Origin of the sequence: Bacteroides sp. 41_26 (assembly GCF_949740115.1) — a bacterium.
In the GTDB taxonomy this organism is placed as follows: Bacteria; Bacteroidota; Bacteroidia; order Bacteroidales; family Bacteroidaceae; genus Bacteroides; species Bacteroides nordii.
Map to the genome: position 1 here is coordinate 58,709 of NZ_CATJGZ010000054.1, position 12,076 is coordinate 70,784.

General features: G+C 42.0%; 9 protein-coding genes. 8 read left to right on the forward strand and 1 reads right to left on the reverse strand.

What is annotated here, in order from left to right; genetic code table 11:
- The first annotated feature begins 99 nt into the window (after window positions 1-99).
- From infB to QX565_RS04465, 8 genes are all read left to right on the forward strand, one after another.
- Window positions 100-3,159 carry a translation initiation factor IF-2 gene (gene infB, locus QX565_RS04430; RefSeq protein WP_289291526.1) on the forward strand — a complete coding sequence of 1,020 codons (3,060 nt, stop codon included), beginning with the start codon at window positions 100-102 and terminating at the stop codon, window positions 3,157-3,159.
- A 140-nt stretch (window positions 3,160-3,299) separates the two neighbouring features.
- Complete coding sequence (locus QX565_RS04435) at window positions 3,300-3,800, forward strand: CvpA family protein (protein ID WP_002558743.1); 501 nt, start codon at window positions 3,300-3,302, stop codon at window positions 3,798-3,800.
- Complete coding sequence (gene sufB / locus QX565_RS04440) at window positions 3,800-5,254, forward strand: Fe-S cluster assembly protein SufB (RefSeq protein ID WP_002558744.1); 1,455 nt, start codon at window positions 3,800-3,802, stop codon at window positions 5,252-5,254. The genes QX565_RS04435 and sufB overlap by 1 nt, the downstream gene beginning before the upstream one ends.
- Window positions 5,255-5,364: 110 nt before the next feature.
- A complete protein-coding gene (sufC, locus tag QX565_RS04445) occupies window positions 5,365-6,117 on the forward strand; it encodes a Fe-S cluster assembly ATPase SufC (protein ID WP_002558745.1) in 753 nt (250 codons plus the stop codon).
- A gap of 114 nt (window positions 6,118-6,231) precedes the next feature.
- Window positions 6,232-7,575, forward strand: a complete 1,344-nt coding sequence (gene sufD, locus QX565_RS04450) for a Fe-S cluster assembly protein SufD (protein WP_221650680.1) — start codon at window positions 6,232-6,234, stop codon at window positions 7,573-7,575.
- A 117-nt stretch (window positions 7,576-7,692) separates the two neighbouring features.
- On the forward strand, window positions 7,693-8,904 hold the full coding sequence (locus tag QX565_RS04455; RefSeq protein ID WP_002558747.1) for an aminotransferase class V-fold PLP-dependent enzyme: 1,212 nt from the start codon (window positions 7,693-7,695) through the stop codon (window positions 8,902-8,904).
- Between the two features lie 36 nt (window positions 8,905-8,940).
- On the forward strand, window positions 8,941-11,151 hold the full coding sequence (locus tag QX565_RS04460; RefSeq protein ID WP_289291530.1) for a RagB/SusD family nutrient uptake outer membrane protein: 2,211 nt from the start codon (window positions 8,941-8,943) through the stop codon (window positions 11,149-11,151).
- Window positions 11,152-11,238: 87 nt separating this feature from the next.
- The gene (locus QX565_RS04465; RefSeq protein ID WP_002558749.1) at window positions 11,239-11,559 is read left to right on the forward strand and encodes a heavy metal-binding domain-containing protein; all 321 of its coding nucleotides are present in this window, start codon (window positions 11,239-11,241) and stop codon (window positions 11,557-11,559) included.
- 103 nt (window positions 11,560-11,662) lie between these two features.
- Here the strand turns inward: QX565_RS04465 and QX565_RS04470 are convergent, their stop codons facing one another.
- Window positions 11,663-12,067: a serine hydrolase gene (locus QX565_RS04470; protein WP_289291533.1), complete on the reverse strand. Its 405-nt coding sequence runs from the start codon at window positions 12,065-12,067 to the stop codon at window positions 11,663-11,665.
- Window positions 12,068-12,076 lie beyond the last annotated feature (9 nt).

Sequence of the window (12,076 nt, forward strand, 5' to 3'; positions counted from 1 at the left end):
TATATTGTAGGTTGTAGATGAAAGGAACTATAAATCGTCTAATCGTCAATCGTGAAATCGTAAATATCTTCTCATTCCATTATTCTTTTAATTTAAAGTATGACGATAAGGTTAAACAAAGTAACAAGAGATTTGAATGTAGGAATTGCAACGGTAGTTGAGTTTCTGCAAAAGAAAGGGTATACCGTTGAGGCAAACCCAAATACAAAAATTACCGAAGAGCAATATGCTATACTCGTGAAAGAGTTTAGCACAGACAAAAATCTTCGGATTGAATCAGAGCGTTTTATCCAGGAACGTCAGAATAAGGATCGTAACAAAGCATCAGTGGCTATTGATGGTTACGAAAAACAGCCCGAAAAACCTAAAACGGAGGATGTTATTAAGACAGTTGTTCCTGAAGATGCACGCCCGAAGTTTAAACCTGTCGGAAAAATAGATTTAAATAAATTCAACCGGAAAGCTGATAAAGGGGGAGTGAGTGAGACAAAACCGCAACCTCAGCCGGAAGCACAGCCGCAGACTAAACCAGAAGCTCCAAAGCCAACTCCGACACCGGTAGTGGAAGAGAAGAAAGTGGAAGAAGTAGTGAAGCCTGTTGTCGTAGAGGCAAAAAAGGAAGAGGTAGTTGTACCTGCTTCAAAACCGGAACCGGTAAAAGAAGTACAGCCTGTAGTTGTAGAACAGCCAAAACCGGTAGTGGAAGAGAAGAAAGTGGAAGAAGTGAAAAAAGAAGAACAGAAAGTGGAAGCTGCTCCAGAAATAAAAGAAGAAAAGGTAGAATCGAAACCTGTTGTTTCGGAGGCTGCTGAGTCTGAAAAGAAAGACGATGACGTCTTTAAAATCCGCCAACCGGAATTTGTATCTAAGATTAATGTAATCGGTCAGATAGACCTGGCTGCATTGAACCAGTCAACCCGACCCAAGAAGAAATCGAAAGAGGAAAAACGGAAAGAACGGGAAGAAAAGGAAAAAGTTCGTCAGGATCAGAGGAAACAGATCAAAGATGCTATTATTAAGGAAATCCGTAAAGATGACAATAAGGTAGCAAAATCTGCTCCGAAGGAGAATGCAGATGCGAATGCCAAGAAGAAGCGTATCCGTATTAATAAGGAGAAAGTAGACGTTAATAACGTTGCTTCTAATTTTGCACATCCTACTCCTAATAGCCAGAAGCCTGCAGGTCAAGGTGGTGGGCAAAACCGCAACCGTAACAATAATAAAGATCGTTTCAAGAAACCGGTTGTAAAACAGGAAGTGAGCGAGGAAGATGTAGCTAAGCAGGTAAAAGAAACTTTAGCTCGTCTGACAACAAAAGGCAAAAATAAGGCTTCCAAATATCGTAAAGAGAAACGTGAAATGGTTTCCAATCGTATGCAGGAATTGGAAAACCAGGAAATGGAAGATAGCAGAGTACTGAAAATAACAGAGTTCGTGACTGCCAATGAATTGGCAAGTATGATGGATGTATCTGTAAATCAGGTTATCGCAACTTGTATGAGCATTGGTATGATGGTTTCTATCAACCAAAGACTTGATGCGGAAACAATTAATCTGGTGGCCGAAGAATTCGGTTTCAAAACTGAATATGTAAGTGCTGAAGTTGCTCAGGCCATTGTAGAAGAAGAAGATGCAGAGGAAGATCTTGAACCACGTGCACCGATTGTAACTGTAATGGGACACGTTGACCATGGTAAGACTTCATTGCTTGACTATATCCGTAAGGCGAATGTTATTGCCGGTGAGGCCGGAGGTATTACACAGCATATCGGTGCTTACCATGTTAGTATGGAAGATGGACGTAAGATCACCTTCCTGGATACTCCGGGACATGAGGCGTTTACTGCTATGCGTGCCCGTGGTGCTAAGGTAACAGATATTGCTATTATTATTGTAGCTGCTGATGATAATGTGATGCCACAGACAAAGGAAGCTATCAATCATGCGATGGCTGCCGGAGTACCTATTGTATTTGCAATTAATAAGGTGGATAAGCCAACGGCTAATCCCGATAAGATAAAAGAAGAACTGGCTGCCATGAACTTCCTTGTTGAAGAATGGGGTGGTAAGTATCAATCACAGGATATCTCTGCCAAGAAAGGTATGGGTGTAAGTGAATTGATGGAAAAGGTATTGCTTGAAGCCGAAATGCTTGAGCTGAAAGCCAATCCGAACCGTAATGCAACAGGTTCTATTATTGAATCTACTTTGGATAAAGGGCGTGGCTATGTGGCTACGGTATTGGTATCCAATGGTACGCTGAAAGTGGGTGATATCGTGTTGGCAGGAACCAGTTATGGTCGTGTAAAAGCAATGTTTAATGAACGTAATCAGCGTATCAAGCAAGCAGGACCTTCTGAACCCGCATTGATACTGGGATTGAATGGTGCACCTGCAGCAGGTGATACATTCCATGTTGTAGAGTCCGATCAGGAAGCACGTGAAATTACTAACAAACGTGAACAATTGCAACGTGAACAGGGCTTGCGTACACAGAAGATTCTTACATTGGATGAGTTGGGCCGTCGTATCGCATTGGGTAACTTCCAGGAATTGAACATCATTGTGAAGGGTGACGTAGACGGTTCGGTAGAAGCTTTGAGCGATTCATTGATTAAGCTTTCTACTCCGCAAATTCAGGTAAATGTAATCCACAAAGGTGTGGGACAGATTTCCGAATCAGATGTTTCTCTAGCTGCTGCTTCAGATGCTATTATTATCGGTTTCCAGGTACGTCCTTCAGGTTCAGCTGAGAGAATGGCAGAGAAGGAAGGCGTTGATATCCGTAAGTATTCGGTTATCTATGACGCTATCGAAGAGGTGAAAGCTGCTATGGAAGGTATGTTAGCACCGGAAGTGAAAGAGGTAGTAACTTCTACTATCGAAGTTCGCGAAGTATTCAACATTACGAAGGTTGGTACGGTTGCTGGTGCGGTAGTAAAGACCGGAAAGGTGAAACGCAGCGACAAAGCACGTCTTATCCGCGATGGTATTGTTATCTTCTCAGGTGCAATTAATGCGCTGAAACGTTTCAAAGACGACGTGAAGGAAGTAGGTACGAACTTCGAGTGCGGTATCAGCCTGGTGAATTACAACGACATCAAGGTGGGGGATATGATCGAAACTTACGAAGAAGTAGAAGTAAAACAAACGCTGTAATGGATAAGTTATAGAGTTATAACGTTATAAAGTTATAGGGTGGTAATGTGGTAATGGCCACCTTACCACCTTTTTCTTTTTGATAACTTATTATCTCGCTGATTTCCTATGACTCCATAACCTTATAACTCTCTTCATATATGATCGATATAATAATTTTGGTTATCGTTGGTGCAGGTGTGGTGACAGGCTTTATGAAGGGGTTTATCCGGCAGCTTGCTTCCATACTGGGGCTGATAGTAGGATTATTGGCAGCAAAAGCGTTGTATGCTTCTCTTGCCGAGAAACTTTGTCCTACTGTGACAGACTCAATGACGGTGGCACAGATATTATCTTTCATTGTCATTTGGATTGCCGTGCCATTGATCTTTACTTTGGTGGCATCTCTGCTAACAAAAGCAATGGAAGCTGTTTCTTTAGGGTGGCTGAACCGTTGGCTTGGCAGTGGACTGGGGGCGTTGAAATTTCTGCTGCTTACCAGTCTGGTAATTTGTGTGATAGAATTTATCGATGCAGATAACACATTGATTGATAAAACAAAGAAGGAGGAATCAGTGTTATATTATCCTATGGCTAAGTTTGCGGGAATATTCTTTCCTGCGGCAAAAGAAGTGACACAACAATATATACTCAATAAATAATGCAACAAGAAGAACCCAATAAATATGTAAAGGAACTCACGCAGGAGAAGTATAAATATGGCTTCACTACGGAGGTGCATACAGATATCATTGAGAAAGGACTTAATGAGGATGTCATTCGCCTTATTTCGTCGAAGAAAGGCGAGCCGGAATGGTTGCTGGAGTTTCGGTTGAAGGCGTATCGCCACTGGCTGACATTGGAGATGCCTACCTGGGCACATCTCCGTATCCCTGAGATAGATTATCAGGCTATCTCTTATTATGCCGATCCTACCAAGAAGAAAGAAGGACCGAAGAGTATGGATGAGGTAGATCCGGAGTTGATAAAGACATTTAATAAGTTAGGTATTCCATTGGAGGAACAGATGGCGTTGAGTGGAATGGCTGTGGACGCTGTAATGGACTCCGTTTCGGTAAAGACAACATTTAAAGAAACGCTGATGGAGAAAGGGATTATATTCTGCTCTTTCAGTGAAGCAGTGCGTGAACATCCCGATCTGGTAAAGAAGTATTTAGGATCGGTAGTAGGTTATCGTGATAACTTCTTTGCTGCGCTGAACTCGGCAGTGTTCTCTGACGGGTCATTTGTTTATATACCGAAAGGCGTACGTTGCCCGATGGAGTTATCGACATACTTCCGCATTAATGCGGCTAATACGGGGCAGTTTGAACGTACACTGATTGTGGCGGATGATGATTCGTATGTTTCCTATCTGGAAGGTTGTACAGCACCGATGCGTGATGAAAACCAGTTGCATGCTGCTATTGTGGAAATTATGGTACATGATCGTGCCGAAGTGAAATACTCCACTGTTCAGAACTGGTATCCGGGTGATGCTAACGGCAAAGGGGGCGTTTATAACTTTGTGACGAAACGTGGTAATTGTAAAGGAGTAGATAGTAAACTGTCGTGGACGCAGGTAGAAACCGGTTCGGCCATTACATGGAAATATCCTTCCTGTATTCTTACCGGCGATAACTCTACAGCGGAATTCTATTCTGTAGCTGTAACGAACAACTATCAGCAGGCGGATACGGGTACAAAGATGATACATCTCGGTAAGAATACCCGTAGTACGATTGTAAGTAAAGGTATTTCTGCCGGAAAGAGCGAAAACTCCTACCGGGGGCTGGTACGTGTTTCTGAAAGAGCTGATAATGCACGTAACTATAGCCAGTGTGATTCACTCTTGCTCGGTGATAAATGTGGTGCACATACTTTCCCTTACATGGATATTCATAACGAGACGGCTGTGGTAGAACACGAAGCTACTACCAGCAAGATCAGTGAAGATCAGATATTCTATTGTAACCAGCGTGGTATCCCAACCGAAGATGCTATCGGACTTATTGTAAACGGATATGCCAAAGAAGTATTGAATAAACTTCCGATGGAATTTGCCGTTGAAGCGCAAAAATTGCTGACGATCTCATTAGAGGGAAGCGTGGGATGATTGGACGATTAGACGATTTACGATTTACGATTGAAGTTTGATTGTAAATGTAGACCGTCTTAAAAGTAATTTCAATCGTAAATTGTAAATCGTAAATTGTAAATATAATCATGTTAGAGATAAAAGACTTACATGCCAGCATCAATGGCAAAGAGATATTGAAAGGTATTAACTTAACAGTGAAACCGGGCGAGGTACATGCTATCATGGGACCTAACGGATCCGGAAAGAGTACGCTTTCTTCTGTTTTGGTGGGAAATCCTGCTTTTGAGGTAACCAAGGGTAGCGTAACCTTTGATGGAAAGAATCTGTTAGACCTGAGCCCTGAAGATCGTAGCCATGAAGGTCTTTTTCTGAGTTTCCAGTATCCGGTAGAGATCCCCGGAGTAAGTATGGTAAACTTTATGCGTGCTGCGGTAAATGAGCAACGCAAATACAAAGGACTTCCTGCATTAACAGCCAGTGAGTTTCTTAAACTGATGCGTGAGAAGCGTGCGGTGGTAGAACTGGATAATAAGTTAGCTAACCGTTCGGTGAACGAAGGCTTCTCTGGTGGTGAGAAGAAGCGGAATGAGATTTTTCAGATGGCTATGCTGGAACCACGTCTCAGCATTCTTGATGAAACCGATTCTGGCCTTGATATTGATGCACTTCGCATTGTAGCCGAGGGAGTTAATAAATTGAAGACTCCTGATACAAGTTATATTGTTATTACCCATTATCAACGTCTGCTGGACTATATCAAACCGGATATCGTACATGTGCTCTATAAAGGCCGTATCGTGAAAACTGCCGGACCGGAACTGGCTCTCGAACTGGAAGAGAAAGGATACGACTGGATTAAGAAAGAGGTGGAGGATTGACTTATGAATTATGAGTAATGAAGACTGTGCAGCATGGCATTGCTTATACACCATAACTCATAATCCATACATCATCATGCATAATTCATAAATGATAAATCATAAATCAAAAAGATGAGTGTAGAACAACAATATATAGATCTCTTCTCACAATGTGAAGCAATGATTTGCCGGCATAGTACTGAGGTCATGAATGCTCCGCGTGCTACTGCTTTTGCTGATTTTGAACGGGTGGGCTTTCCTACGCGTAAGCAGGAGAAGTATAAATATACCGATATCAGCAAATTCTTCGCACCCGATTACGGACTTAATCTGAATCGTCTGGATATTCCGGTGAATCCCTATGAGGTGTTCAAGTGCGATGTGCCCAACATGAGTACCTCTTTGTTCTTTGTAGTGAACGATGCGTTTTATAATAAGGCATTGCCAAAGTCGCATCTGCCGGAAGGAGTTATCTTTGGAAGTCTGAAAGAGGTAGCAGAGCAACATCCCGATTTAGTAAAGAAATACTATGGCAAGCTGGCTGATACTTCTAAAGATGGAGTGACTGCTTTTAATACCGCCTTTGCACAGGATGGTGTACTGATGTATGTTCCGAAAAATGTAGTGGTAGAACGCCCTATTCAGTTGATTAATATATTACGTGCAGATGTCAATTTCATGGTAAACCGCCGTGTATTGATTATTCTTGAAGAAGGTGCGCAGGCACGTTTATTGATGTGTGACCATGCTATGGATGGCGTAAACTTCCTGGCTACGCAAGTGGTTGAAGTGTTTGCCGGAGCGAACTCCGTATTCGATTTGTATGAATTGGAGGAGACACATACCAGTACGGTGCGTATCAGTAATCTCTATGTAAAACAGGAGGCAAACAGCAACGTATTGCTTAACGGTATGACTCTTCATAACGGTACTACCCGTAATACAACAGAGGTAACTCTTGCAGGAGAAGGTGCCGAAATCAATCTTTGTGGCATGGCTATTGCCGATAAGAACCAGCATGTAGACAATAATACGACCATTGACCATGTTGTGCCAAATTGCACCAGTAATGAATTGTTTAAATATGTACTCGATGACCAGTCTGTTGGCGCTTTTGCCGGTTTGGTACTGGTGCGTCCTGATGCACAGCATACAAGTTCTCAACAAACGAACCGTAATCTTTGTGCCACCCGTGATGCCCGTATGTATACCCAGCCTCAGTTGGAAATCTATGCAGACGATGTGAAATGCTCTCACGGTGCTACCGTTGGCCAATTGGATGAAACTGCTTTGTTCTATATGCGTACCCGTGGTATTGCAGAGAAAGAAGCCCGTTTGCTGCTTATGTTTGCTTTTGTAAATGAAGTAATAGATACCATCCGTCTGGATGCCTTAAAAGACCGTTTACATCTGTTGGTGGAGAAACGTTTCCGGGGTGAACTGAACAAGTGCCAGGGATGTGCGATATGTAAGTGATTAGTGATTAGTGGTTAGTGCCATGCAGCATAATAGCGCAGCCCACTAATCACTAACCACTAATCACTAACCACTAATCATTAACCACTAATCATTAACCAACTAATCACTAATAAAATGGATATAAAGAAGATACGTGAAGACTTTCCCATTCTTAGCCGTACGGTATATGGGAAGCCTTTGATTTATTTCGATAATGGTGCAACGACTCAGAAACCACGTCTGGTGATTGATTCGCTGGTAGATGAATACTATTCTGTTAATGCCAATGTGCATCGGGGAGTACACTATCTTTCTCAGCAGGCTACAGAGTTACATGAAGCTTCCCGTGCTACGGTGCGTGAGTTTATCAATGCCCGTAGTATAAATGAGATTATCTTTACCCGTGGTACAACAGAGGCTATTAATCTTCTTGTTTCCAGTTTCGGTGAGGAGTTCATGGAAGAGGGAGATGAGGTTATTCTCTCCGTGATGGAGCATCACAGTAACATTGTGCCCTGGCAACTTTTAGCTGCCCGTAAAGGTATTGCAATAAAAGTGATACCTATGAATGATAAAGGTGAACTGTTGCTGGACGAATACGAGAAGCTTTTTTCAGACCGGACAAAGATAGTGAGTGTAACGCAGGTTTCCAATGTATTGGGAACGGTTAATCCCGTCAAAGAGATGATTGCTACTGCTCATGCTCACGGGGTACCTGTATTGATAGACGGTGCACAGTCCGTACCTCATATGAAAGTTGATATGCAGGACATGGATGCTGACTTCTTTGCCTTCTCTGCACATAAAATCTATGGTCCTACCGGTGTGGGTGTTCTTTATGGAAAAGAAGAATGGCTCGACCGCCTGCCGCCTTATCAGGGTGGGGGAGAAATGATACAGCACGTTTCTTTTGAGAAAACAACGTTCAATGAACTTCCTTTTAAGTTTGAAGCCGGTACTCCCGATTACATTGGTACTACCGGGCTGGCAAAAGCCCTTGATTATGTGACTGGTCTTGGTATGGATAATATTACCGCCCATGAACATGAACTGACTACTTATGCTATGCAGCGTTTGAAAGAGATTCCGGATATCCGTATCTTCGGTGAAGCAGCGCACAAGAGCAGTGTTATCTCTTTTCTGGTAGGTAATATTCACCACTTTGATATGGGTACTTTGCTCGACAGACTGGGTATTGCTGTCCGTACCGGACATCATTGTGCACAACCGTTGATGCAGCGCCTTGGTATTGAGGGTACGGTTCGTGCTTCTTTTGCCGTTTATAACACAAAAGAGGAGATTGATGCCCTTGTAGCCGGTGTGGAGCGCGTTAGTAAAATGTTCTGATTGAGTAATATGCCGTAAGGCACAATAACATAAACTATGAAACATAAACTGCTAAACTATTTCTGTTTACTTTTTCTTTTGGCATTCGTAACCGGATGTGAAGAAGATAATAAGGATGATTTTACCCCGAAACTCTATAAAGTAACGGGTAAAGTAGAAAAAGGACCTTTTATAAATGGTTCCAAAATTACTGCGCAAGCATTGGATAAAGATTATAATCTGACTGGTGAGGTTTACCAGGGTATTATTGTTGATGATGACGGTTCTTTTAATCTGGGAGAGATTAAATTGAATTCGTCTTACGTGTTATTAACAGCTGACGGATATTATTTTAATGAAGTAGACGGGGAATTGTCTACCGGGCAGATATCTCTGCAGTCAATAGTCAATTTGGCTGATAATAAACAGGCTAATATCAACATTCTTACCCACCTGAAAACGCAACGTATGATGCAGCTTCTTAGGAATAATAAGCCGGATTTCAATGAAGCTGATGCAAAAGTCCAGAAGGAAGTTTTGAAAAGTTTTGGTCTGGAACGTTATGCCGATAAAGACGTTTGTAACTTCTCTATTGCTTCCGGTACTGATGAAGCCGGTGCATTAATTGTTGTATCTTCTACTTTATTGAGAGATCGTACGGATGCTGAATTAACGGAATACTTAGCCAAACTGAGTGCCGAATTCAAAGCGGAAGGTACATTTACGGATAATACAAAAAAACAACTCCGGGAGGATGCCGTGCTGTTGGATGTAAATGAGATATCAGATAACATCATCACTCGTTATAAGGCGTTGAATATGGATGTTACTGTCCCAAACCTGAATTATTTTATTGACTGGGATGGTGATGGTATTGCCGGTAATGAACCCGATGCCGGAGGAGATATGACGTTGACTCTCGATAAAAAAGAGTTGGCTATTCCTGCCGAGGGAGGAACTTTCCGTATTAAGATAGATTGTAAAGTACCGGTAACTTTAGAGAGGCCGGCTGGGATGCCGGATGAACCTGTCTTTGAGGAGAGTCTGAAGGTTTTTAAATATACTGATATTAATTACACGAAAACGATTGAGGGGAATGAACTGATTATCGTTGCCCGGCCTGCTGATGGAGCTTTGATAAAAGGAGAATCTATTACTGTTTATACTACAAGTGGAAAACTTTCTGCAGAACTGAGGATTACACAAAACGGAGATCCTTCTAAACAGATCGAGTTTGGAGAGGATGGACAAGCAGTTGTTGCCGGCATAGCCAGTCAAATGATGATTTCCATGCAGGACTTTTCCAATTTGGATGGTTACTATACACAAAGCTTTGATGGCAGGAATACGTCATATTATGCTATTTATGAACATACATTGACTACCTATGACAGTAAATTACTGAATATTTGGAGGAAGGCATATAATGCTATTTCCAGAATCAGGATGTTAGATTATATACTTGAAAAAGGTGGAGTCGCTGAAGCCCCGTCCTTTATGGCTTATATTCATCAGTTAGCCGCCGTTCAGTATTTCCAGTTAGCATCCTGGTGGGAGAATGTTCCTTATGTGATAAATTATGATGATCCGCTTGGAGGCTTTCAACAACTGGGTAGTGAGAATTTGTTTGCGAACTTAATAGATGATTTGAATTATTGTGTGGAGCATAGTAAGCTGGAACCGGGTGGGTTTAATACTCCCGAGGGCGTTTTGTACCCTGCAAAAGGTGCTTCGTTAGCGTTATTGGCTAAGATGTATCTGCATCAGAAATCCTATGCGCAAGCTTATAATTATCTGAAACGGATTATTGACAGTGGTGTATACGGCTTGGAGCCCTCTTCGGAAATTTCGCTGGGATTGAGCTCCCGTGAAATCGTCTGGGGATTGCATACTGATTCACAGCAGCAATCATCTGAATCTGTTTTGAAAGGCAATGCTTATGTACCTTTTGTGACTTATACCGAAGTCCTGTTATCTGCTGCTGAATGTGCTTATCATTTAGGCAACCGGGCTGAGGCAATGGCTTATTCGAATAAAGTAACACAAGTGCGGAACTTACCCTTAATATCCGAAGTTAACTTTATCGAATCTTTACGCTCGGTCTGGCAAAGTGAATTGAAGGGTTTTGGTAGCTATTTCTCATTCTTACGGCGCAACAATCTGGCTGTTGAGCAGTTGAAGATAAAAGATTATCAACAGTTGTTGCCCATTCCCTTACAGGAGATGGAAGCTAATCAAAATCTCATTCAGAATCCGGGATGGAAATAATTGTGAATTAAATTGGACAGCAGTTGCAACTTTTCCGGTTATTTGTGCGTCTAATAACGTAAATAACCAATAAACAAAGAAAAGATTATGTTAGTAACAACGACTCCCATTATTGAAGGGAAAAGAATAATTCACTATTATGGAATCGTCTCTGGTGAGACGATCATCGGTGCCAATGTATTTCGTGATTTTTTAGCCGGTATTCGTGATTTTGTAGGTGGACGTTCCGGTGCTTATGAAGAAGTGCTCCGTCAAGCTAAAGAAACGGCGATAAAGGAAATGGAAGAACAGGCTGCCCGACTCGGGGCTAATGCTGTAATAGGCGTTGACCTGGATTATGAAACCGTTGGGGGTAGTGGTAGCATGTTGATGGTAACTGCTACCGGAACGGCGGTAGTGATAGAATAATAACAGGACTCCTCTGGTTGTTAGTAAAGTTATAACAATTGGGGGAGTTTTTCTATGAAGAGAAGATATGCATTGCAATATTAACGGAACTACCTATACAATATCAACCCATGTTCTCGAGGAGGTCTTGGTGCGTGAAAGTTTTTTTGAACTTGCCCGTTCTACATTTGGGCTGGACTTTGAACCTTGGTTTCAAAAATGTCTCGGTTAGATTGAGCCGGCCTTGTTCCACAAGTTGTTCAACCAGTGTAGCCGTCATAAGTTTGGTGATGGAGCCTATGCGATATTTGAATGCTTCACCGTTTAGTTTCTTATTCAGATTATTTTGTCCGAAACGGCGTGTATACACCGTTTTCCCTCCTTTGGAAATGGCCACAGAACCAATACCTTGATTATACTTCTCGATATGATTAAGAAAAGAATCGATTTTGGCTGTGTTTATTTCTTGTCCCTGTATTGGCAACAGGATTAAACAGAAGAGAATACATGAGATTATTGATTTCTTCATATTGTAGAT